A 24,309-nucleotide genomic window follows, 5' to 3' on the forward strand; every position below is an offset into this window, starting at 1 on the left:
ATTTGAATTCAACAGAAATTACCCCTTTCTGTTTTAAACTCTTTTCTTAAAGGTTATTGTTATTGGAAAAATTAATGAATCAATTCGAAGCAATAATACTGTATCGAAAATATTTTTATTTTCTATAGCATATTATAAATTATACGAATATATGTTCCTGTTTTCAAGTTGTATTTTTTGCCAAGGGAAATGAAAAAGGAATTGACATCTTAACGAAAATAAAACACAATCAAATAGAGAGGTGGATGCAAAGATGCCTGTTAAAATAATTGCTCATCGAGGGGCAAGTAAATATGCACCTGAAAATACAATGCCAGCATTTCAAATGGCATATGAGTTAGGCGCAGATATCATTGAAACCGATGTTCAATTGACAAAAGATCGTGTTCCCATTTTATTTCATGACATCAAAATAAACCGAGTAACCAGTCATAAAGGTTATATTAAAGATTTTACATATGATGAAATCATTGCGCTTGATGTTGGTACTCATTTTTCTAAAAAATATAGAGGAACTAGCATCGTTTCGTTAGAACATTTTTTAGCATGGGTTCAATCGAAATCAATCTCCTTAAATCTAGAGTTAAAAAATAGTAAAATAGATTATAAAAATTTAGAGGAAATCGTTTTAGAAATGCTAGAGCATTATCAATTAATTGATCGTACTATTTTATCTAGTTTTAATCCAAAAAGTATTCAACGCCTTACGAAGACACCTCAAAGGGTACACAAAGCATTCATCACATCCAAACGCCAAAAAGATTTAATCCCATACAGCAAAGAGATAGGGGCAGATGCACTACATATTCATTATCGCCTATTACGTAAAAACATGGTCCATCAATCAAAAAAGGCGGAAATTCCTTTACGTGTCTACACAGTTAATAAAAAAAGACATCTACTCAAATGTCTTCATTATAAATGTGATGGTATAATAACAGATGTTCCTGACAAAGCAATAAACATACAAAACATATATAATCAAATAATAAAAGAATAAGGTATGGAATGTAGGAGTGATAGTATATGAAATTAACTTTTCTAGGTACAGGTGCTGGTATGCCTTCGAAAGAACGAAATGTATCAAGCATTGCTCTTTCTTTATTACAAGAAGCAAATAGTGTTTGGTTATTTGATTGTGGGGAAGCAACCCAACATCAAATTCTTTACACCTCTATCAAACCACGAAAAATAAATAAAATATTTGTTACACATTTGCATGGAGATCATATTTTTGGTTTACCAGGTTTTTTAAGTAGCCGGTCTTTTCAAGGGGGAAATCAACCATTAACCATTTATGGACCAACAGGAATTAAAGAATACATTGAAACCAGTTTAGAGTTAAGTGCAACGCACCTCACTTATCCCCTTATAATTGAAGAATTAAAGGAAGGAAAAATAGCAGAAAGTGAAAATTTTGAAATGTATTGTAAAAAACTCAATCATGGAATTCCTAGCTTCGGTTTTCGTATTGTTGAAAAAGATAGACCAGGAAAACTACAAGTTGACAAACTAATAAAAATGGGGATACCACCAGGACCTATTTATAAACAAATAAAAGAAAATGAAACATATACACTACCAAATGGGGAAGTTATTTTCCGAAAAGATTTCCTTGGACCTACAAAACATGGAAGAATTATATCCATTCTTGGCGATACAAAATCAACAGAAAAAAACCAAAAATTTGTCCAGGGATCCGATGTACTTGTTCATGAAGCAACATTTAATAAGGAAAATAAGGAACTTGCAGAGAAATACTATCATTCCACTACAGAACAGGCTGCATTGTTAGCGAAAAATAGTGCTGTAAGAAAACTTATCTTAACCCATATTTCTTCACGCTATCAGTCAATAGACTACCCTATCTTGTTAGAAGAAGCGAAAGATATCTTTCATAATACAATCTTAGCAGAGGACTTTTTTGAAACCACGATAGAATAGTTGATTCAATCCAAAGGAAAACGAAGATTGAGAAAGGCTTTGATTCCTTCTTAATCTTCGTTTTGTTTATAATTGATTTGAATAATTTTTGAATAGAATCCAATAAACTACACAGTGTAATAATTATTTTAAATAATCATCTAGAAAGTCTTTTTGAAAGCTGGTTCTTGGTTGCTCATCCTTTGGTTGTTCGTCAAGTTGTTTAAAAGGATTTTCTCCATATTTAGATGTTAATTCTTGGATAGCAGTTTGAAGTTTTTCTTTTCCTTCTTCTTTTTCATACGTGAATAAATCGAGCTGATGGACAATATTTTTCTTCTCCTCTATGTCCTGTAAAGTAATTCCAATTAGACGAATAGGCTTTCCATCCCAGTGTGTTTTAAATAATTCATATGCTACGGACATAATATCTTCTTCATTATCAATATAAGATGGTAATGTTTTACTTCTTGTAATTGTATTTCTATCCTGGAAACGTATCATTAATTGAACCGTTCTTCCTGATGATTGTTTTCTTTTTATTCTACGTTCTACCTGAAGAGAAAGCTGTTTCATTAGTTGGACAATGACTTGCTCATCTGTTGTATCCCTTGGAAGTGTTTGTGAACTACCAATACTTTTAAACTCATGAACAGCCTTAGGGTCAACTATCCTCGGATCAATCCCATTTGCTCGATTGTTCAAACGCTCTCCATTTATACCTAATAATTGTTTTAATATATAGACATCCTTCTTGGCTAAATCACCAATTGTTTTAATTTGGATAGAATGTAATTTTTCTGCTGTTTTCTGCCCTACCCCATGCATTTTCTCAATTGGAAGTGGCCAAAGCTTTTCGTTTAATTCGCGTTTACGTAATACAGTGATTCCCATTGGTTTTTTCATATCAGAAGCTGTCTTTGCAAGGAATTTGTTTGGTGCAATCCCGATACTACAAGGTAGATCTAATCTATTTTTAATAGCCTGTTGCAAATCTTTTGCTAACTGAATAGAGCCTCTTGGATAGTCAACTTCTGTGACATCTAAATATCCCTCATCAATAGAAACCGGTTCCACCAATGGCGTGATTTCAGATAACAGCTGAAATATTTTTCGGGAGGCTTTACGGTATCGTTCAAAATTAGGTCTTTTCACCATTAAATTTGGGCATAATTTTCTTGCTTGCCATAAAGGCATTGTTGTTTTAACACCTTTTGCTCTTGCTTCATAACTACTCGTTACGATGATTCCCTTTCTTTCTTCTGGATTACCAGCAATCGCCAAGGCTTTTCCTTTTAACTTTTTATCGTAGGCCATTTCCACTGATGCGTAAAAACAGTTCATATCGATGTGAAAAATAATTCTCCCTTTTTGTGGTTTGAACTGTAACATGTGAAACACCCTTTTTGTAAATAATACAAACAAGAACAATTGTTTCTATTATACCACATAACAAATGCAAAAAATCCTAACAACGATTTGCTAGGATTTTATACATATTATTTATTTGCTACTTCTATAATAATCGCTTGTACTAATTCTGTCACTTTTACTAACTCATCAACAGGTATGCGTTCATTTGTTGTGTGAATTTCTTCATATCCAACCGCTAGATTGACAGTGGGGATGCCAAATCCACTAATGACATTTGCATCACTACCTCCACCACTTTTTAATAATTTACTTTCACGCCCAATTGTTTTAGCAGCTTCTCTAGCCACTTCAACAACTTCATCACCAGCTTCTTGCTTAAAGCCAGGATACATTACTTTCACATCAACTTCTGCCTCACCACCATATTCTTTTGCAGTTGATTCAAAAGCTTCTTTCATTTTCGCTACTTGTTTTTCCATTTTTTCTGGTACGAGTGATCTTGCTTCAGCAAATATCTCTACATAATCACAAACAATATTTGTCTGTTTCCCACCTTCAAATCGACCGATATTTGCGGTTGTATCTTCATCAATTCTACCAAGTGGCATCTTAGCAACTGCTTTAGAAGCTAAGGTAATGGCAGAAACTCCTTTTTCAGGTGCAACACCTGCATGTGCTGTCTTGCCTCTAATGACAGCAAATACTTTTGCTTGTGTTGGTGCGGCTACAATAATATCACCAACTTGACCATTACTATCAATGGCATAGCCATATTTTGCATGAATCAGACTAGAATCAAGCGCTTTTGCACCGACTAATCCTGACTCTTCTCCTACTGTAATGACAAATTGAACATCTCCATGTTCCACATTATTTTCCTTTAAAGAACGAATGGTTTCTATAATAGCTGCTAATCCAGCCTTATCATCTGCTCCTAAAATAGTTGTTCCATCAGAGACGATATATCCATCCTTAATAGACGGTTTAATTCCTTGTCCAGGAACAACAGTGTCCATATGGGATGTAAAATAGATTGTATCTGCATCTTCTTTTGTACCTTTTAGTGTACAGATTAAATTACCAGCTCCATGCCCTGTTTTCTCTTTGGCATCATCTTCTACTATTTCTAAACCAAGTCCAGTAAATTTTTCTTTTAGCACCTTGGCTATATTGGCTTCATTTTTTGTTTCTGAGTCAATTTGTACTAATTCCATAAATTCATCAATTAGTCGTTGTTGATTAATTTTGATCATAGATCCAAGTCCTCCTATTTTAAACCTTTTTATCCATAAATAAAATCACAATTACAATTTTATCATAAAGTATTTAACCATTGCAGTAAGTAACCAAGGGAGATTCCCCAGTCTTCTTTTTAGTTTAGAATGTTTTTGATACATTATTGATCATATTTTTTAAAGTTGAATTCCGATACCACCATTTTTTAGAAAGCAACCTAGTTTATTTTAGAACATAGCTCATATAACACACCGTGAGTAGAATGGGGGTGAATAAAGCTAATTTGTTTATTATTTGCCCCTTTTTTCGGGGTTTTAGGAATGACTTTTACACCATTCTTCATTAGTTGTTCTAATTGGCTTTCCATATTTTTCGTTTCCAATGCAATATGATGAATACCTTCTCCATTTTTTTGTAAATATGTATAAATGGATGATTCTTTATGTAGCGGTTCTAGCAATTCTATTCGTGTTTCTCCTATTTTTAAAAAAGCAACTTTTACTCCTTCAGAAGGAACACTTTCTATTTTTTCCAGTGATAGACCCAAAAGTTCTATGTAAAAAGATAAAGCTTTCTCAATAGAATGAACTGCAATTCCAATATGGTCTATTTTGCTTGGAGGAAAAACCTTTTGAATATCATTCACCCTTCCCCACTCCTTAACGAATATTTCATTTTCCTCTTGTCCAAATCCACATTTAACGATAAAATACAGTTAGTATGCTTGTATGAAAGGGGACATTAAAATGGCCAAAAACCAACCAAAAAAGGCTTATCCAAAAAGGAAATCAAAACGTGAACGTAGAATGAAGATGGCTATCTACGTCATGATTTTTGCTATGGTATTATCTGCAATTACAATGGGCTTATCGGTGTTTATATAAAAAGGGAAAGACTGGTTATTAAACACTTTTTTTACCAGTCTTTTTCATTCGTTTCACAAATTCGAAATCTGTTTTTTTGAATCGCTTTTTTAAAATCAAATAGTCTTCAATTTCATGTAATAAACGAAATAGATTTGCTCTTGTTTCAAATTCCTTTTTCGTTGATGGTAAATCTTCATCTAAAAATTGCTCACGTAAATCCTCCAGCTCCTCTAAGAAAACAACCGCTGTATTCTCAGGGTGTACAGATTTTGACAGTTTTTCGAAAAAATTAGCTATTTGTTCTGAAACTGTATCTGTATTTGGTAATTTTACTACAAGTGGGAGCATTCTTTCTAGAAGAATGAATTGTTTCCTACGCATGTTAAAGTAATCATAATATGTGTGTTTTGAGCGAAACATATGGTTTTCTCGATCTAATTCTGCTAAATCAAGCGTCTCGTCAAGCAATTTCTGCGCTTCAACTAATTCTTTCCCAGCCCAATCCATATTCTTATTTCTTATATATAACGCAATTTCATGTAAAATAGTTTGGAAATAACTTTCTAATCTTTTTTGTTTTCCTTTTAGTGATTTATCCAGACTCGGCATATATAAATTCACTAAAAGTCCAACACCTACACCTACAAAAATTAGCATAAATTGATTGAATAAAAATAGATAATCAATATACTCTGCACTATATAAGTTAATAATAATGACAGAACTCGTTGTAATTCCTTGGCTAATTTTCAATAAAACTGTAGTAGGAATGAAAAAGGCAAGCATCACCCCTAATACAATTGTATTATAACCAAATACTTCAAAAAAGAAGAAGGAAAATAAACTAGCAAGAATAGAAGCTGCAAAACGATTCCATGCACTATCAACAGATTGCTTTCTAGAAGGTTGGATACAGAGCATCGTAAGGATCCCAGCGGTAACGAAATTTTCCAACTCTAAAAATTGAGCAATAGAAATAGCAATTGGGGTACCTACAGCAGTTTTAATTGTTCGATAGCCAATTTTCATAGGAATGTCCCTCTCCACTCAATAACTTTAAAAAATAACAAAGGCTGGCCCAATATAGAGACAGCCTTCTTTATATCATATTAAAAATTATATTTCTTCACAATGTTCATCAAAAATATTTTGAAGTTTTGTCATCACATCTACTGGGCTAAAACCTTCAATATCGTGACGCTCAACCATTGTAACAATTTCACCATCTTTTAAGAAAGCAAAAGATGGTGAAGAAGGAGGAAATCCAACAAAATATTCACGTGCTTTTTCTGTAGCTTCCTTATCTTGTCCAGCAAATACAGTTACTAGGTGTTCTGGACGTTTATCATAATGTATTGCATTTGCTGCTGCTGGTCTAGCAACACCGCCAGCACAACCGCAGACAGAATTTATCATTACTAATGTAGTTCCTTTTCGACTTAAAGCAGTGTCTACTTCTTCTGGAGTTGTAAGCTCCTCGTAACCCGCTTCCTTCATATCTTCGCGTGCAACATTGACTACATCGTTCATAAACATATTGAAATCCATCTGATTACCCACCTTTTATCATTAAATGTTAAAGTATTTTATTTCACATTTCTAGCTTACCAATTTTAAACAAATAATTCAATTTGCAGCCTTTCGGGTAATCAATTAATAAACATTTGTCGTTTGTTTATTCATATTTTCTAGTATTTCTTTCACTCTAGCTAAGAATTGACCTGAAATTAATCCGTCTAAAACACGATGGTCAAGTGATAAGCATAGATTAACCATATTTCGTACACCAATCATTCCATTTAGAACGACGGGACGCTCTACAATTGATTCTACTTGTAAAATAGCTGCTTGTGGTGGATTAATGACACCCATGGACTGTACAGAACCAAATGATCCTGTATTGTTTACCGTAAATGTACCACCTTGCATATCATCCATAGAAAGTTTACCAGACCGTGCTTTCATGGCAAGTTCATGGATAGATTTTGCAATTCCTTTAATACTTTTCTCATCAGCGTGCTTAATGACAGGAACAAATAATTCGTCATCTTTTGCTACAGCAATGGAAAGGTTAATATCTTTTTTCTGGATAATTTTATCCCCTGCCCACATACTGTTCATCTGTGGAAATTCTTTTAATGCCTGTGCTACAGCTTTTACAAAAAACGCAAAATACGTTACATTAAATCCTTCTTTTTCTTTGAATGATTGCTTGATTTCATTTCGGTATGAAACAAGATCTGTAACATCCACTTCCACTGTCATCCATGCATGTGGAATTTCTGTCGTAGAACGAACCATATTATTTGCGATTGCTTTACGCACACCACTAACTGGTATTTCTATATCACCTGTATCAGCTTCAGGAGTTATAGATGTTTCCGGTTTAGAAGGAACGCTTTTTGATTCAGCTTTTTCTGATGTTTCTTGTTGGTTAGAAATTACATTGTTCGTTTCTGCTTTACCACTAGCAATGACCTTTTCGACATCTTTTCGGGTGATTCTTCCACCACGTCCAGTTCCCTCTACATCAAGTAAATTAATATCATGTTCTTGGGCTAATCTTAAGACAGCGGGGGAATAACGCTTTTTCATCGTTTGGTCAGAAGTATCTTCTGTTGTTTGTGCTTGTTTATTCTCTGTTTCTTCGAGATGATCCGCTTTTTCATCTGTAGTTGCAGCTCCGCCCTCTAATTCAATCGAGCAAATAACTTCACCTACTTCTAATGTTTCCCCTTCTTTTGCAATAATTTCCTTAATTGTTCCTGAAAAGGATGAAGGCACTTCTGCATTTACCTTGTCCGTCATTACCTCTGCAATTGGATCGTATTTATCTACATGATCCCCTTCTTTTACAAGCCATGTATTAATTGTGCCCTCGGTAACACTCTCTCCAAGTTTAGGCATTGTAATTTTTTCAATGGCCATTATAATCCCTCCTTATAATCCCTTTTAGAATTCCGCCAAATCACGTATTGCTGCTTCTACTTTTGTCTCATCTACCATAAAATAACGTTCCATTGGTTGCGCATATGGCATTGCCGGGATATCTGGTCCAGCTAATCGTTGAATTGGTGCATCTAAATCAAATAAACAGTTTTCAGCAATGATAGCAGAAACCTCACCAATAATACTTCCTTCTAAATTATCTTCAGTTACTAATAAAACTTTTCCAGTTTTGGATGCAGCTTCGATAATAGCCTCTTTATCTAACGGATAGACTGTTCTTAAATCAAGAATATGTGTGTCTATTCCTTCTTTTTCTAATTTCTCAGCTGCTTGTAATGCTAGATGCACACAAAGTCCGTATGTAATTACCGTTACATCGGAACCTTCTCGTTTCACATCCGCCTTACCGATTGGAAGTACGTAATCTTCTTCAGGAACTTCCCCTTTTAATAGTCGGTATGCTCGCTTATGTTCAAAGAATAATACTGGATCATTATCACGTATAGCTGCTTTTAATAATCCTTTTACATCATATGGTGTGGAAGGCATAACAATTTTAAGTCCTGGCTGATTAGCAAACACAGCTTCAACAGATTGAGAGTGATATAGCCCTCCATGAACACCCCCACCATAAGGAGCTCGTATTGTGATTGGACATGTCCAGTCGTTATTGGAACGATATCTAATCCGTGCTGCTTCGGAAATAATTTGGTTAACTGCCGGCATAATAAAATCAGCAAATTGCATTTCTGCAACAGGGCGTTTCCCATACATCGCCGCACCAATACCAACACCTGCAATAGCAGATTCTGTTAAAGGTGTATCTAGTACTCGGTATTCACCAAATTCATCATAAAGACCGTCAGTTGCACGGAATACTCCACCTTTTTTCCCAACATCTTCCCCTAAAATAAACACATTCTCATCAAGTTGCATTTCTTCCTTTAAAGCAGTCGTTACTGCCTGGATATAAGTCATCACAGTCATTGTAATACTCCCTCCCTATTCTTCATACACATATTTTAAAGCGGATTCCGGTTCAGCAAATGGTGCATTTTCAGCATAGTCCGTTGCTTCGTTGACAATTTTCTTCAATGCATCATCTATTTCTTTCAGTGAATCATCCGTTAAAACATCCGCTTCTTTTAAATAGGTTGCAAACGTTAGAATTGGATCATTTTCACGTGCCTTTTCAACCTCCTGCATGTCACGGTAGGTACTGTCATCATCATCACTAGAATGGGCTGTAAATCGAGCTGTTCTAGCTTCAATCAGTGTTGGCCCTTCTCCGTTTATTGCTCTTTCTCGGGCGTTTTTTACAACCTCATATACTTTTAATGGATCATTTCCATCCACAGAAATACCAGGCATTCCATATCCAATTCCCCTATCTGCAATACTTTCACATGCTAGTTGCTTATCAAGTGGAACAGAAATGGCATATCCATTATTTTCAACCATTGTGATTACAGGTAATTTATGAACGCCAGCAAAATTTAGTCCTTCATGAAAGTCTCCTTGATTAGACGAGCCTTCTCCCAATGTTACAAAAGAGACAATCTCCTTTTCCTCCATTTTAGCGGCTAAACCTACGCCAACTGCGTGTGGTACTTGCGTTGTTACTGGAGATGAACCTGTTAGGATACGGTTTTTCTTCTGACCAAAATGACTTGGCATTTGGCGTCCACCAGAGTTAGGGTCCTCTGCCTTTGCAAAAGCAGCTAACATAAGCTCTCTTGCCGTCATTCCAAAGGCCAAAACAACTCCTAAATCCCGATAGTATGGCGCAACGTAGTCCTCGTCTCTATTCAGAGCAAACGATGCACCTACTTGTGCAGCTTCCTGACCTTGACAGGAAATAACAAACGGAATTTTCCCCGCACGATTTAATAACCACATTCTTTCGTCTACTTTTCTAGCTAGTAACATCATTTTATACATTTCAATGACTTGTTCATCAGATAATCCTAATGATTCATGTCGTTTCTTAGTCATGATTATTCCCTCCCTTAAAATTAAACAGAGATTGCACTATCCGTGAATTTGTAACTTTTCGACTGCCAAAGCAGTTTCACCCATAATTTCAGATAAAGATGGATGCGGATGAATTGTTTGAGATATCTCCCAAGCTGTTGCATCCAATACTTTGGCTAAACCTGCTTCTGATATTAAATCTGTAACATGTGGTCCGACCATATGAATTCCTAGAAGATCTTCAGTCTGTTTATCAACAATTATTTTCACAAAACCATCCGATTCACCATGAACAAGGGCCTTTCCAATTGCTTGAAAAGGAAATTTACCAGTTTTTATAGTGAAACCTTTTTCCTTCGCTTCAGCTTCAGTTAAACCAACACTAGCAACTTCTGGACTGGAGTATACACATGATGGAATATTATCGTATTCAATCGGATATGTTTTTTCAGAAGCCATATGTTCAACCGCGGTAATTCCTTCATGTGAAGCAACATGTGCTAACTGCATGCCACCAATTACATCACCAATCGCATAAATATGCGTTTCTTTCGTTTGGTACCATTCATTTGTTTGAATGAAGCCATTTTCCACAACAATACTCGTATTTTCAAGACCTATATTGGATGTATTTGCGGCTCTTCCTACAGAAACAAGCATTTTATCTGCCTGAAATACTTGTTTTTCACCTTCCATTTCAGCCGTAATGGAAACACCTTTTTCTTTATCAACAGTTTCAGGTAGAACTTTGGCATTGGTATAAAATTGTACACCTTTTTTCTTTAATTGACGCTCCACTTCCTTTGCAATAGCTGAATCTTCTGTTGGCAAAATACGGTCAAGATACTCTATAACCGTCACATCTACTCCAAAATCTGCTAACATGGATGCCCATTCAATTCCTATAACTCCTGCTCCAACGATAATAATAGAAGCTGGTAATTGATTCATTTCTAAAGCTTCATCAGAAGTCATGATAGAAGTTCCATCAATTTCTAAGCCTGGCAGAGATTTCGGTCTAGATCCAGTAGCAATTAGAACATTTTTAGGAACTAACATGGTATTCTCTTCTCCGTCTCCATGTTCAATAGATATGGTTCCAGGCATTGGCGAGAATATACTTGGTCCTAAAATACGCCCAAAACCATGATATATATCTATCTTTCCCTTTTTCATTAAACCTTGTACACCTGAATGAAGTCGTTCAATAATTTGAGTTTTTCTTTCTTGAACTTTTCCGAAGTCTAATGTCGGTTCGTTTGTTTCGACGCCGTATATGGAAGCTTCTTTCGTTTGACGAAACACTTCTGCACTACGGAGTAAAGCCTTTGATGGAATACATCCATGATGCAAACATGTACCACCTAACTTCTTTGCTTCCACTACTGCTACCTTCATTCCGAGTTGTCCAGCGCGAATAGCTGCAACATATCCTCCAGTTCCCCCACCGAGGATGACTAAATCATATTCTTTTGACATCTTAACACTCCTATCTCAGACAGATTGTCTATCTTCTACTTAAAATATGGTGTTCATTTAATAAAAATTGGCTTCGGGATTGTTTTTTTGCTGCAATTCGTTCCTCCGCCATACGGTCAGCAGCAATATATGATGGAATTTGGTCACGCTTAGAGATTTCAAAAACACGAAGCAATGTATCATAAATTGTTTTCACTTTATTTAGTGCTCTTTTTTGGTTATATCCATGTAATTCATCTGCTACATTAATTACTCCACCAGAATTAATGACATAGTCTGGCGCATACACGATGCCTTTTTCAAATAAAATATCACCATGTCTGGATTCTTGTAATTGATTATTTGCAGAACCTGCAATTACCTTTGCTTTCAACCGTTTAATTGTATCATCATTAATGACTGCACCTAAAGCGCATGGTGAGTAAATATCGCAATCAACATCATAAATATCATCCGGGTCTACTGCTTCTGCATCAAAAGCTTCCACTGCACGTTGAACTGCCTCTTTGTTAATATCTGTAACGACTAATTTTGCACCTTCTTTATGCAAATGCTCACATAGATTGTAGGCTACATTTCCAACACCCTGTACAGCAATCGTCTTACCCTCAAGAGAATCATCACCAAATGCTTCTTTGGCAGCGGCCTTGACTCCTTTATATACACCGAACGCAGTAACAGGTGACGGATTTCCTGATGATTTAGCTCCGGAGGTTCCTGTGACATAGTCTGTCTCAGTATAAATTAAATCCATATCTTCCTCTGTTGTCCCAACATCTTCTGCCGTAATGTACCGACCATTTAATCCTTGAACATATCTTCCAAAAGCGCGAAACATTTCTGGATTTTTATCTTTTTTCGGGTCACCAATAATAACTGTTTTTCCACCACCCAAATCTAATCCAGCTGCAGCATTCTTATAAGTCATCCCTCTTGCTAAGCGTAAAGCATCTTCTATTGCTTCTTCCTCTGTTTTATATGTCCACATTCTTGTACCACCAAGTGCAGGTCCTAATGTTGTATCATGAATGGCAATAATTGCTTTCAATCCAGACTGTTCATCTTGGCAAAAAACAAGTTGTTCATAGTCATACGTTTCCATGTAATTAAATATTTTCATTTATAATTCCTCCCTAAAAAATATATTTCCAACATAAATGTAAGCGCTTAAATTATATGAAAAAAATCATTATTATTCTTGATTCTTTTCACGTTCCAAATGATATTTATCAATTTTATAATATAAACTGCGAATTGAAATATTTAAAGCCTTTGCTGTTCTTGTTTTATTAAAATCATTTGCACGGTATGCATGTAGTACATATTCCCTTTCAAATTGTTCCATCGCTTTTTCCAATGTTTGATTCGCATGTGGAGCTATATCCATTTTTTGATAAGATATCGGATATACCCAAAAACTTGGTAAATGATGTTTTTCTAAGACTCTCTCAGTTGTACCCATATAAATCATCGCTCTACCAATAGTATTTTCTAGCTCACGAACATTCCCAGGCCAATCATGTTCATATAATCGTTCTAGGGCTGCATTTGATATAGACGTTACATTTCTTCCATATTCATGATTTAGCTTTTCAATAAGATGCTCTACCAAATATGGAATATCAGATAGACGATCTTTTAAAGATGGAATAAAAATCGGTATTCGATTTATATGATAATATAGCTTCTCAGAAAACGTTTTTGACTGAATCGCTTTCTCGATATGAATACTTGTTGTAGCAATGATTCGAACATCGATAGGTATTGCCTCATTACTACCCACACGAAAAATTTCATTGTTTTGAATGGCATGCAATAATTTTTCCTGAATTTTTAATGACAGTTCATCAATCTCGGCAAGAAAAATAGTACCTTTATCTGCTTCCTCAAATAATCCTTTGACAATGTTTTGTTTACCTTCGTGATTCACATAACCAAATAAGTTTTTTTCCAACATCAATTCCGATATAGATGCACAATTAACACGAATAAAAGGTTTCGATTGATGTTTGCTTTCATTGTGAATAACATGGGCAAATAACTCTTTTCCTGTTCCCGATTGTCCTCTTAATAAAACAGTTGCTGAAGTTTTAGCACCAACCTTAGCTTGCTCAAGAGCCAGTGTCATTTCTGATGATTGGGTAATGATATCAGAAAAAGTATATGTAGACTCTAAATTTCGAATTCTTTCCTTTGCTCTTTTTAATTCATTTGTTAATAAAACAATTTCAGAAACATCATGGATAATCCCGACACTACCTTTTAATTCATGGTTCACAATGACAGGAGCCACATTCACAATGACTTCTTTTTTATTTGGCCCTATTTTTAAACGAACACCTCTTACAGGACGTTTTGTTCTTAGAACTTCCATATGCATGCTTTCGCCTTCAATAATATCTGTTGAAGCAGGCTTTCCAATTACATCATTCTCAGTAAGTCCTGTAAGCCTTGTATAGGCCGGATTAATAAAGAGACCGTTTCCATTTTTATCAACAACACTTATCGCATCGTTAAAAGAGTATATAATCGACTCTAACAATTCTTGCATTTGCCTGCGTTCATGGTATTTTTCTTGTGTAACTTTTTCTCTCTTCTCTCTTTCAATAAACAGACGATACAAAAACTTCGCTACTTCATTAGGTATAAATGTCATCTGAAGACGCTGTGTAATCTCGTATAATTCATTTTGAATACTGCCATCATCAATTGTATTGATAATAATGTCATACATACCAATTTCTTTGGTGCATTCGCTCCAATCTTTACCATGAGGAATTTGATAAGATTTTGCGAGTTTTAAACCTGGCGCATCAGATTGATGATCAATAATATAAATAGATGGCATATGTTTATAAGAATGAAGCAATTTTAAAAATGTCTCACCTATTTTTCCTGCACCAACAATTAAAACATTTTTCATATCGACCTCCTCCTGCAAAGAACTGCACACTTATATCTTAAATGAACCTGCAAATAATTTCAAATAATTATTTTAGCTTTTTACTAATTTTTTCTGTATACTAAACATGGACAAATTGATAAAGGGGTATATAAAGTGGCAAGAATAATTGCATTTCTATTATTATTTATTCCGGGTATTTTATCAGTTATCGGAATTAAACTGATGCGCGACACTTTATTTGATGATTTTCATCCAATATTCTTTCATACGAGTATTCAATTTATTGTAGGTTTCATTTTATTAATTGGTGGTTTTTGGTTTATTGGTGGCTTCATTGTACATCGGGACCGAAAGAAAAATCTTATTAAAAAGAAGGATTAATCCAAAAAATCTTGCAGCTTGTGCAAGATTTTTTATTTTTTATTGTGTTTTTTCACAATATTTTCTTAAATGTGTTATGATAAAACATAATTTTAATTTTTGGAGAGGATTAAATAATGAAAGTTGTTAAATTTGGTGGAAGTTCTGTCGCTGATGCAGAACAAATAAAAAAAGTAGTTAATATCATCCAACAAGATGAAGAAAGAAAACTTATTATTGTATCTGCACCTGGAAAAAGTAAATTATATGATTATAAAATTACGGATCAATTAATTAAATTGTTCGAGGCATCACAGGAATCTAACACATATGACTCCTATCTAGATTCTATATTACAACGCTTTTCTGAGATTATACATAATTTAAATATTAACCAAGCCGTTTTAACAAGTATCGAGGATTCCATATATTCTGTTTTGGAAAGTCATTTGCCGCCAGAAGCAAAACTAGATGAAATGAAAGCAATTGGTGAAGATAGTTCAGCCAAAATAATTAGTGCTTATTTAACAGAATGTGGAATGGAGGCAACTTATTTAAACCCAAAAGAAGCTGGTATCATTGTCAGTAATGAACCAGGAAATGCACAAGTTTTAGATGAAAGTTATCAACAAATATATAAGTTACGAAAAAAGAAAGGGATTATGGTAATTCCAGGTTTTTTTGGATTTTCAAAATCAGGGGAGCTAGTTACCTTTTCAAGGGGTGGTTCTGATATTACAGGGTCTATTATAGCTGCAGGTGTAAAAGCGGATCTATATGAAAATTTTACAGATGTTGATTCCGTCTATACAGTAAACCCTAATATTGTTCATAATCCTAAAAATATTGATGTTTTAACATATAAAGAAATGCGTGAATTGTCATATGCTGGTTTCTCTGTTTTTCATGATGAAGCATTAATACCTGCATTCAAAGCAAATATTCCAGTTGCTATTAAAAATACGAATAACCCTCAATCTGAGGGAACATATATCGTTGCTGAGCGTAAGCAGCATAAACAATGTGTTGTAGGGATTGCTAGTGATGCTGGTTTTTGTAGTTTATATATCCATAAATACTTGATGAACCGTGAAATAGGGTTTGGTAGGAAAATATTTGAAATTCTAGAAGAAGAGAATATTTCTTTTGAGCATGCACCCTCCGGTATTGATGACATGTCCGTTATTATTCATGAAGGACAATTAACACCTGAAAAAGAAGAAAAAATCATAAATAAAATCAATCATACCTTGCAACCAGACACCGTTCAAATTGAACACGGTCTAGGATTAATTATGATTGTTGGCGAAGGAATGTTGAATACAGTTGGTGTTACCCAAAAAGCTACAACCGCATTAAAACAAGCAGATGTTAATATTCGTATGATAAATCAAGGCTCATCTGAAGTATCTATGATGTTTGGAGTATTAGAGAAGGATATTAATAAGGCCATTGTTTCACTTTATAAAGTATTTTTTGCGGAATAAGAAAGAATAAAGTGATGATTCTATAGAATCATCACTTTATTTCATTTATACTACACTATTTTCTAATCGTAAGCGATCAGCAACCATCGCAATAAACTCCGAGTTAGTTGGTTTTGTTTTGGAAGCACTTACAGTGTAACCGAATAAATTAGCAATGGAATCCACATTCCCACGATTCCATGCTACTTCAATTGCATGGCGAATTGCCCGTTCTACCCGTGAAGATGTTGTATTAAATTCCTTTGCGATATCAGGGTATATCAGGGTATAACACCTTTGTAATGGATCCTAATAATTCAATATCATTATATACCATTGTAATTGCTTCACGTAAGTACATATAACCCTTTATATGTGCTGGTACACCAATTTCATGGATAATTTCTGTAATGCTTGATTCTAGATTTTTCCTTTTTGTTTTTGTTTTCCCTACAGACAAATTCATAGTAGAGGTAAATATTGGGGACACTTTTCCTTTTGTTTGTCTAATTTGATTTGCTAAATACTCTAAATCAAACGGTTTTAAAATAAAGTAAGAAGCTCCTAACTCAACAGCCTTTTTCATCACTTCTTCTTGGCCGAACGCTGTTAGCATAATAACATTTGGTACTTCTCCTTCTGCCCCTTTTAATTCATGTAATACAGCTAAGCCATCTAAATGTGGCATAATTAAATCCAGAATAAGAACATCTGGCTCTAAATTCTGTAGCATTTCAAGACACTCTTTTCCGTTATGCGCTACTCCAATTACTTCTATATCTTCCTGTGTTGCAAAAAAATCCTCTAACATTTGGATTAATTCCTTGTTATCATCGACTAAACAAATCTTAATTTTCTCCACTCATGATTCCTCCCTTATTCCCATCTCGTAACAGGTCATCTATAGTTATATATTCGACATTTGTTTAAATTATCCTCTTTATTTTTCTAAAAATATAGATTTTTATGCTTTATTAGTCTTTTTTCATGCAATTATAAAGGAAGGCTTGTAGTCCCCTACAAGCCTTCCTTTATTAACTAGCCTTTTGTTCTGATGTCAGATCAACTCCGGTTTCTTGTAACATCCATTCAATATGAACACCATAACCTGATGTCGGATCATTTACAAATACATGTGTTACGGCACCAACAATTTTATCATTTTGGATAATTGGACTACCACTCATCCCCTGAACAATTCCACCAGTTTTCTCGAGTAATTTAGGATCAGTTATTTTTACAACCATACCCTTCGTTGCGGCTTTTTTCTGGGGAGTAGTATTCACGATTTCTACATCAAATTCCTCCACCTTTTCCCCCTCTACAACAGTAAGGATTGTAGCCGGACCTGTCTTAACTTCATGTGGTAATGCAATCGATAGGGGTTTGTCATAATTTCCATTGGTAATTTGTTTTGTTAATTTACCAAATATCCCAAAAGGACTATTTTTATCGATTGTTCCAATTTTATTGTCCTTAACGGAAAACTTCGCCTGTTTTTCACCTGGTGTCCCGTTATTTCCCTTTTCAATGGACGTGACAGATGAACGAACAATCGTTCCATTATGAATTTCAACAGGCTTTTTTGTATCCATATCTGAAATGACATGTCCTAAAGCACCATATTTCTTTGTTTCTGGATCAATAAATGTCATCGTACCAATTCCTGCAGCGGAATCTCTAATATATAAACCAATACGGTATTCATTCGATTGTTTATCTTTTATAGGCTTTAAAGTTGTATCCATTGTCTTATTTCCACGTTTTAGTGTCACATTTAATGCTTGTTCTTCTTTTCCAGCCTTTTCCACAATTGGTTTAACATCTGTCATCTCTTTAATATCATGTTTATTTATTTTTAATATAACATCACCTGTTTGAATTTTGGCATCTTCGCCCGGTGATTCTGTACCATTATCTGTAGAAACTAAGTGATGGCCAACAACAAGTACTCCTTTTGTTTGTAATTCTACACCAATGGATTGTCCTCCAGGAATAACTTTCTTATCCTTTAAAACAGAAACATCAACCTTTTTAATGGGTACACCTGCAACTTGATAAGTTAGTTCCTCCGTCCCGGATTCAAGTTCACTCATTTCAATATTAGACGAATCATAGGCTTCAACAACTGATTGTTCTTTTGTATTTACCTTTACAGTATTACCTAAATTAGGAAGTTGCAACGGAATATCTTGATTTAATATCGTTATTTCATTTGGGATGGCTAAATATTTTTGTACTGGGGTTAAAAAAGGAATGGTGAACAAAATAGCTAAAAGCATGAAACCAATTACTTTTTTAATATTATTTTTCAATCCATTCACTCTCCTCTATTTAAACCCACACCAATTTTTATGTCTGTACTTATAATTTGACCTTTTACTCCTATTTTTAAACTCGTTAAAGATAAGTAAAGATGTATAACATTTCCTTTTTTGTAATAAAAAAAGGTTGGCATTACCAACCTTTTCCTCATACTACCGTTGATTCTTTTCGTTCTTTCGCGATATCAATTAATTCTTTCGCATGTTTAACAGTTGTATCTGTTAATTCTGAACCAGTGAGCATTCTGCTTAATTCATCAATTTTATCCGTTTTTTCTAATTCCTTTACAATTGTTACTGTACGATGATTCTTTTCTGTTTTCTTAATATATAAATGTGCATCTGCCATTGCAGCTACTTGCGGAAGATGTGTAATACAAAGAACTTGTGATTGATTAGAAATTGAATAAATTTTATCAGCCATTGCTTGAGCAACTCTTCCACTCACACCAGTGTCTACTTCATCGAAAATTACACTTGTTATTTGTTGTTGTTTCGCAAAAATTCCCTTTAATGCAAGCATCACTCTTGATAATTCTCCACCAGACGCAATTTTATCTAATTCTTTTACGGGTTCACCAGGATTCGTTGAAATTAAAAACTGAATTTGGTCAAAGCCATTCTCATGTAAGGGAATTTGTTTCTGATAAAATTTTAATTGATCCTCTTTCTGAAAAGAAATAACAAATTTTGCATTTTCTAAATACAAATCTTTAAATGCGAGATGTATTTCCTGTGTTAATAATTTAGCGACATGCTTACGTGTTTCATGCAAGTGTTTCGCTTCTAGATAGGCATCCTTTTCAAGTTCCTTCATTTCATGTTCTAATTTACTTAAATGAGAATCTTTATACTTAATTTGCTCAATCTCTTCCTCAATCTTTCCCATATAGTCTAATATAGCTTCTACAGATGGTCCGTACTTTTTTTTCAGATGATTAATTTCATCTAACCTTAATTCGATTTCATTTAATCTTTCTGGATTATACATGATATTATCTGTATAATTCCTTAAATCATACGTTAATTCCTCTATATCATAATAAAAATTAGATAATTTTTCAGCCTGTTCATGTATAAAGGGGTCATATTCTTGTTTATCTGTTAATGCTTGTTGTGCAATATGTAACCAATCTAAACCTTTATTTTCACCATATAGTGCATTATACGCCTCTAAAATAGCTTGATGAATTCGCTCCGAATTAGCCAATTGATAACGTTCTTTTTCTAAAAGTTCATCTTCATTCATCTGTAGGTCTGCCGTTTCAATTTCATGATATTGAAATTCCAACAAATCTAAACGATGAGCTATTTTTTGTTCGTTTTCACTTAAATCCTTATATCGTTTTTTCAGTTTCTTTAATTTATGATATAAAATCAAATATTCCTCTTTTGCTTTTCGAATTGTATTGGCATTGTAATTATCCAATAATTCAATATGATAAGAAGAGTCCATTAATGATTGCGTTTCATGTTGATTGTGAATATCAACTAATGTAGAACCAATTTCTCGTAAAATTGCTAATGTTACTAACTTGCCATTAATGCGGCAAATACTCCTGCCTTTAGCGGTAATCGTTCGTTCCAATACGATTTGTTCCTCTGATATTTCAATACCGTATTGTTTACTTAAAGAAAACACAGGATGATGTTCATCTTCAATAATAAATAACCCTTCAATCTCCGCCTTTTTGCATTGATGTCTAACATATTCTACAGAGCCTCTTCCACCGATTAATAATTGAATGGCATCAATAATAATCGATTTCCCAGCACCTGTTTCACCAGTTAATACGGTCAAACCGTCACGAAAATGAATAGATATTTCATCGATTATGGTAAAATCTCGTACTGATAATTCTGTAAGCATCAATAGACACCCCCACTTACAAAAAATATTACAAAATCATTGAAATTGTAATTAGCACTATACACATATTTACAGCATCTCTAAAAAACGAACTCTTACTAATTCAGAGTCCTCTTCATTTCGACATATAATTAAACATGTATCATCACCACAGATAGAACCCATGATTTCTTCCCATTCTAAATTATCGATAAGAACACCAATTGCATGGGCATTCCCTGGTAAGGTTTTTAAGACTATAAAATGGTTTGCATAGTCTATTTTCACAAAAACATCCATTAATAAACGCTTTAACTTTGCTAATGGATTAAACCGTTGATCTCCAGGAAGACTATACTTATAGTCACCACTTGTAGATGGTACTTTCACAAGATGCATCTCTTTAATATCCCTAGAAACAGTGGCCTGTGTGACATTATAGCCAAGGTTTTTTAGCCTTGTCACTAACTCATCCTGTGTTTTTATATCGTTTTCCATAATTAATTCCCTAATTTTAATTTGTCGTTGCAATTTACTCATATTTACTCCCAACATTTCTATTTAAAATGTATATATCCATATCCTTATTTTAACGTAGTATGTGCCTCTTCTACGACATTAATAATAAATGAATCATCCATTATTTGTTCTTCACGCTCATCATTATTCCAACCAAGATGTAAAAGGAATTCAATATTTCCATTTCCTCCTGTGATTGGAGAAAATGTTAATCCAAAAAGTTGATATTGTTCGTCTTTCGCAAACTTAACAATTCTTTTTAGTACATCGAGATGTATTTTTTTATCACGAACAATTCCCTTTTTGCCAACTTGATCACGTCCAGCTTCAAACTGAGGTTTTACTAAAGCAACAATTTCACTTTTATTTTGTAAAATTGTTTTTAATACTGGGAAAATTAATGTTAAAGAAATGAAAGACACATCGATGGATGCAAAATTTGGAAATGCGCCTTCAAACATTTCTTTAGTTACATAGCGAAAATTAGTCCGTTCCATGACGATTACACGTTCGTTATTTCTTAATCGCCAGTCTAATTGGTTGTAGCCGACATCAACAGCATAGCTTAATCTTACTCCATTTTGTAGAGCACAATCGGTGAATCCTCCAGTTGATGAACCGACATCTACCATTATTTTTTCATGAACATCGATGGAGAATGTTGTTAATGCTCTTTTCAACTTCAATCCTCCGCGTCCTACATATGGGATGTCTTTTCCTTTTACTTTTAATGGAATTTGCTCATCTATCTTCATACCAGGTTTATCCAGACGCATTTCATTTGAAAAAACTAATCCTGCCATGATAAGTCGTTTTGCTTTCTCTCTTGTCGGGGCTAGGTTTCGTTCTACTAGTAGCACGTCTAATCTCTTTTTACTCATACGTTCATTTATCCTTTACATTTAATTTAAATATATGTTGTTGATTTATGGGAATATTTTCAATTTTAACCGTTTTTCAAAAAAGTCAATTATTTTAGCTACTCGAAAAATAATATACGTTGATTGACGGATAGCAAAATATTTACCAATTGCTTTTCCACCTACAGTAAGCGCTGCAACAAAACTGGTTAAAACAACTGAAATAACAATATACACTGTAGAACCATCTTGGTGGCCTAATAAATTTGCTATTTGGATGACAACAATTCCTGAGGCTGTACCACTTACAATACCAGAAATATCTCCAATCACATCATTACAAAAACTAGCAAATTTATCAGCATTTCGAACAATACGGATGGCACTTTTTGCACCAGGAACTTTTTCTGATGCCATCGCATGAAATGGCGTTTCATTTGCAGCGGTTGCAGCAATTCCAAGCATATCAAAAACAATCCCAATCAAGACAATGCCCAACACAACAAAAAGTCCGATGATCCATATTACGTTACTGAGAATAGATGATGAAACAATTGAAAAAATAGCCGCTAGCACAAATGTGATAACGGCAATTGTTAAACTGAATTTAATCGAATTTTTTATATGTACATCCATTAGATACCTCTTAAATGTGTAATTTTCATACTATGTATTTCTCTAGGATGGCCATTTAAACGGTAAAAACTATGGCTTAGGTCCAGTAGGTTTTCCCAAATGAATACCCTATGTTGCCATTAGGGTGGTTCCCCTTTAAATTCATTTTAGCCTTGTCACCAAAAGCTAGACTGGATTACCACTTAGTCCATACTATAATCCCGTTTAAATGTCTGATGAACAGTCTAGGAGATTTCCTCAACAGTCTTTTACTGTTCCCTAGCCTCTTTTGCAATGTTGATTTCATAGAGATAGATATAAACATTTAGTGGCCGCTAAATGGTTTTATCATTTTCCTCTAATCCCCTCAACCACCACTCAAGGCAGGCTACGCTGCATGTAAAGTATCCCTTCACTCTTTATGCAGGTTCATACCCCATTCCATAAAAATAACTTGGCTCAGCTATCCTCACAGATATGGGCCTCCGCGGTAATTGGGTCAACGCCCACATGCCTTTGTGGATCGCCCAAAAACCTTAACTTCCAGCATTAACCCAAGGCTGGGCGCCTCAAGCCAACACAAGAAACTTCATCGATATGCCCTTTGGCGAATTTTTAGCCCCGCCTTCAGAAACAGAGGACTGACTAGAATACTGCACCATCCTATTGTATATGTATATTGTATCATAAATAACGTAAAATTTCTACCCAAGGTTATCTATTTTAATGATCTCTTTGACTAAAATAATCGACTAACTCCATTAGTATAATTGTATCCGCACCTGCTTTTTGTAGAGAAGCTTTTGCTTTTCCTGCGTAAGCATCACGTTGTTTTTTTGCATTTTCCAATCCTAGAAGTTTTGGATAGGTACTCTTGTTTTGGTCTTCGTCACTACCAACTGCTTTCCCTAATTTTTCAGTATTGCCAATGACATCCAATATATCATCTTGGATTTGAAACAATAACCCTAAATAATAGGAGAAGGTTTCCAAATGTTGGATTTGTTCCTTTGTTGCATTTCCTAATATAGCTCCAGCTTTAACAGCAAACTTGATTAGTTCACCAGTTTTTAATACATGAATTTGTTCCAGTTGCTCGATGCTGATTGGATCATTTTCAGCTTCCATGTCTAAAACCTGTCCAGCAACCATGCCATTTGGTCCACTATATAGGGACAACAGACGAATCATATGTACCTTTTCTGAATCAGATAACAACGTATCATTCGCAATAAGATAGAAGCTGTGTGTTAATAATGCATCCCCTGCAAGGATTGCAGTTGCTTCATCAAATGCTTTATGATTTGTTAATTTACCACGACGATAATCGTCATTGTCCATTGCTGGTAAATCATCATGGATAAGAGAATAGGTGTGAATCATCTCTAATGCTGTTGCTGAGGAAAGCACTTTTTGAATATCAGATTTATACGCTTTGTATGTCGCTATTAATAACATTGGTCGAATTCTTTTACCGCCTGCTTCTAATGAATAGAGCATAGATTTTTTTAATAAACTCGGAGCATCCATTACACTATACAACTTACTAAATTCTTCATCAAGTATTTCTTGAATTTCTAAAATAAATTTCTGGAGTGGTGTATCCATTT

Annotated in this window: 22 protein-coding genes and 1 pseudogene; 5 read left to right on the forward strand and 18 right to left on the reverse strand. The window is 34.5% G+C overall.

Features of this window, described 5'->3' with window-relative positions; genetic code table 11:
- The first annotated feature begins 253 nt into the window (after positions 1 to 253).
- Together FHP05_RS02520 and rnz are read left to right on the forward strand one after the other, a co-directional pair.
- A complete protein-coding gene (locus FHP05_RS02520) occupies positions 254 to 1,000 on the forward strand; it encodes a glycerophosphodiester phosphodiesterase (protein WP_147665652.1) in 747 nt (248 codons plus the stop codon).
- A 26-nt stretch (positions 1,001 to 1,026) separates the two neighbouring features.
- Positions 1,027 to 1,944 carry a ribonuclease Z gene (gene rnz / locus FHP05_RS02525; protein WP_147665653.1) on the forward strand — a complete coding sequence of 306 codons (918 nt, stop codon included), beginning with the start codon at positions 1,027 to 1,029 and terminating at the stop codon, positions 1,942 to 1,944.
- Positions 1,945 to 2,067: 123 nt separating this feature from the next.
- Here the strand turns inward: rnz and FHP05_RS02530 are convergent, their stop codons facing one another.
- From FHP05_RS02530 to mce, 3 genes are all read right to left on the reverse strand, one after another.
- On the reverse strand, positions 2,068 to 3,315 hold the full coding sequence (locus FHP05_RS02530) for a DNA polymerase IV (RefSeq protein ID WP_147665654.1): 1,248 nt from the start codon (positions 3,313 to 3,315) through the stop codon (positions 2,068 to 2,070).
- 107 nt (positions 3,316 to 3,422) lie between these two features.
- Positions 3,423 to 4,550 carry a M20/M25/M40 family metallo-hydrolase gene (locus FHP05_RS02535; protein ID WP_147665655.1) on the reverse strand — a complete coding sequence of 376 codons (1,128 nt, stop codon included), beginning with the start codon at positions 4,548 to 4,550 and terminating at the stop codon, positions 3,423 to 3,425.
- 200 nt (positions 4,551 to 4,750) lie between these two features.
- Entirely contained in the window at positions 4,751 to 5,179 is a 429-nt protein-coding gene (gene mce / locus FHP05_RS02540) for a methylmalonyl-CoA epimerase (RefSeq protein WP_230973906.1), read from the reverse strand.
- Between the two features lie 100 nt (positions 5,180 to 5,279).
- Between mce and prli42 the strand changes: the two genes are divergently transcribed.
- Positions 5,280 to 5,417, forward strand: a complete 138-nt coding sequence (gene prli42, locus FHP05_RS15240) for a stressosome-associated protein Prli42 (RefSeq protein ID WP_191126205.1) — start codon at positions 5,280 to 5,282, stop codon at positions 5,415 to 5,417.
- A gap of 18 nt (positions 5,418 to 5,435) precedes the next feature.
- Here prli42 and FHP05_RS02545 read toward each other — a convergent pair whose 3' ends face one another.
- The 8 genes from FHP05_RS02545 to FHP05_RS02580 form a co-directional block, all read right to left on the reverse strand.
- Positions 5,436 to 6,428 (reverse strand): aromatic acid exporter family protein, encoded by a 993-nt coding sequence (locus FHP05_RS02545; protein ID WP_147665656.1) that lies wholly within the window; start codon positions 6,426 to 6,428, stop codon positions 5,436 to 5,438.
- An 87-nt stretch (positions 6,429 to 6,515) separates the two neighbouring features.
- Positions 6,516 to 6,947 (reverse strand): BrxA/BrxB family bacilliredoxin, encoded by a 432-nt coding sequence (locus FHP05_RS02550; protein ID WP_147665657.1) that lies wholly within the window; start codon positions 6,945 to 6,947, stop codon positions 6,516 to 6,518.
- Between the two features lie 105 nt (positions 6,948 to 7,052).
- Positions 7,053 to 8,327 (reverse strand): dihydrolipoamide acetyltransferase family protein, encoded by a 1,275-nt coding sequence (locus FHP05_RS02555; RefSeq protein ID WP_147665658.1) that lies wholly within the window; start codon positions 8,325 to 8,327, stop codon positions 7,053 to 7,055.
- A gap of 24 nt (positions 8,328 to 8,351) precedes the next feature.
- Positions 8,352 to 9,335 carry an alpha-ketoacid dehydrogenase subunit beta gene (locus tag FHP05_RS02560; protein WP_147665659.1) on the reverse strand — a complete coding sequence of 328 codons (984 nt, stop codon included), beginning with the start codon at positions 9,333 to 9,335 and terminating at the stop codon, positions 8,352 to 8,354.
- Between the two features lie 15 nt (positions 9,336 to 9,350).
- Positions 9,351 to 10,343: a thiamine pyrophosphate-dependent dehydrogenase E1 component subunit alpha gene (locus FHP05_RS02565; protein WP_147665660.1), complete on the reverse strand. Its 993-nt coding sequence runs from the start codon at positions 10,341 to 10,343 to the stop codon at positions 9,351 to 9,353.
- Positions 10,344 to 10,379: 36 nt separating this feature from the next.
- Positions 10,380 to 11,801 (reverse strand): dihydrolipoyl dehydrogenase, encoded by a 1,422-nt coding sequence (lpdA, locus tag FHP05_RS02570; RefSeq protein ID WP_147665661.1) that lies wholly within the window; start codon positions 11,799 to 11,801, stop codon positions 10,380 to 10,382.
- 28 nt (positions 11,802 to 11,829) lie between these two features.
- On the reverse strand, positions 11,830 to 12,921 hold the full coding sequence (gene bcd, locus FHP05_RS02575; RefSeq protein WP_147665662.1) for a branched-chain amino acid dehydrogenase: 1,092 nt from the start codon (positions 12,919 to 12,921) through the stop codon (positions 11,830 to 11,832).
- A gap of 72 nt (positions 12,922 to 12,993) precedes the next feature.
- Entirely contained in the window at positions 12,994 to 14,724 is a 1,731-nt protein-coding gene (locus FHP05_RS02580; protein ID WP_147665663.1) for a sigma-54 interaction domain-containing protein, read from the reverse strand.
- A gap of 135 nt (positions 14,725 to 14,859) precedes the next feature.
- Between FHP05_RS02580 and FHP05_RS02585 the strand changes: the two genes are divergently transcribed.
- Together FHP05_RS02585 and FHP05_RS02590 are read left to right on the forward strand one after the other, a co-directional pair.
- Positions 14,860 to 15,087 (forward strand): DUF2627 domain-containing protein, encoded by a 228-nt coding sequence (locus FHP05_RS02585; RefSeq protein ID WP_147665664.1) that lies wholly within the window; start codon positions 14,860 to 14,862, stop codon positions 15,085 to 15,087.
- Positions 15,088 to 15,203: 116 nt separating this feature from the next.
- Complete coding sequence (locus tag FHP05_RS02590) at positions 15,204 to 16,553, forward strand: aspartate kinase (protein ID WP_147665665.1); 1,350 nt, start codon at positions 15,204 to 15,206, stop codon at positions 16,551 to 16,553.
- 45 nt (positions 16,554 to 16,598) lie between these two features.
- Here FHP05_RS02590 and spo0A read toward each other — a convergent pair.
- From spo0A to FHP05_RS02625, 7 genes and pseudogenes are all read right to left on the reverse strand, one after another.
- Positions 16,599 to 17,394 (reverse strand): annotated as a pseudogene (gene spo0A / locus FHP05_RS02595) (sporulation transcription factor Spo0A).
- A 172-nt stretch (positions 17,395 to 17,566) separates the two neighbouring features.
- The gene (gene spoIVB / locus FHP05_RS02600) at positions 17,567 to 18,856 is read right to left on the reverse strand and encodes a SpoIVB peptidase (RefSeq protein ID WP_407923412.1); all 1,290 of its coding nucleotides are present in this window, start codon (positions 18,854 to 18,856) and stop codon (positions 17,567 to 17,569) included.
- Positions 18,857 to 19,004: 148 nt separating this feature from the next.
- Positions 19,005 to 20,726: a DNA repair protein RecN gene (recN, locus tag FHP05_RS02605; RefSeq protein ID WP_147665667.1), complete on the reverse strand. Its 1,722-nt coding sequence runs from the start codon at positions 20,724 to 20,726 to the stop codon at positions 19,005 to 19,007.
- Positions 20,727 to 20,795: 69 nt separating this feature from the next.
- The gene (gene ahrC / locus FHP05_RS02610; protein ID WP_147665668.1) at positions 20,796 to 21,245 is read right to left on the reverse strand and encodes a transcriptional regulator AhrC/ArgR; all 450 of its coding nucleotides are present in this window, start codon (positions 21,243 to 21,245) and stop codon (positions 20,796 to 20,798) included.
- A 44-nt stretch (positions 21,246 to 21,289) separates the two neighbouring features.
- Positions 21,290 to 22,105: a TlyA family RNA methyltransferase gene (locus FHP05_RS02615; protein ID WP_147665669.1), complete on the reverse strand. Its 816-nt coding sequence runs from the start codon at positions 22,103 to 22,105 to the stop codon at positions 21,290 to 21,292.
- A 45-nt stretch (positions 22,106 to 22,150) separates the two neighbouring features.
- Positions 22,151 to 22,720 carry a hypothetical protein gene (locus FHP05_RS02620; protein WP_147665670.1) on the reverse strand — a complete coding sequence of 190 codons (570 nt, stop codon included), beginning with the start codon at positions 22,718 to 22,720 and terminating at the stop codon, positions 22,151 to 22,153.
- 702 nt (positions 22,721 to 23,422) lie between these two features.
- The gene (locus FHP05_RS02625) at positions 23,423 to 24,307 is read right to left on the reverse strand and encodes a polyprenyl synthetase family protein (RefSeq protein ID WP_147665671.1); all 885 of its coding nucleotides are present in this window, start codon (positions 24,305 to 24,307) and stop codon (positions 23,423 to 23,425) included.
- Positions 24,308 to 24,309 lie beyond the last annotated feature (2 nt).

Origin of the sequence: Cerasibacillus terrae, assembly GCF_008039555.1 — a bacterium.
In the GTDB taxonomy this organism is placed as follows: domain Bacteria; phylum Bacillota; class Bacilli; order Bacillales; family Amphibacillaceae; genus Cerasibacillus; species Cerasibacillus terrae.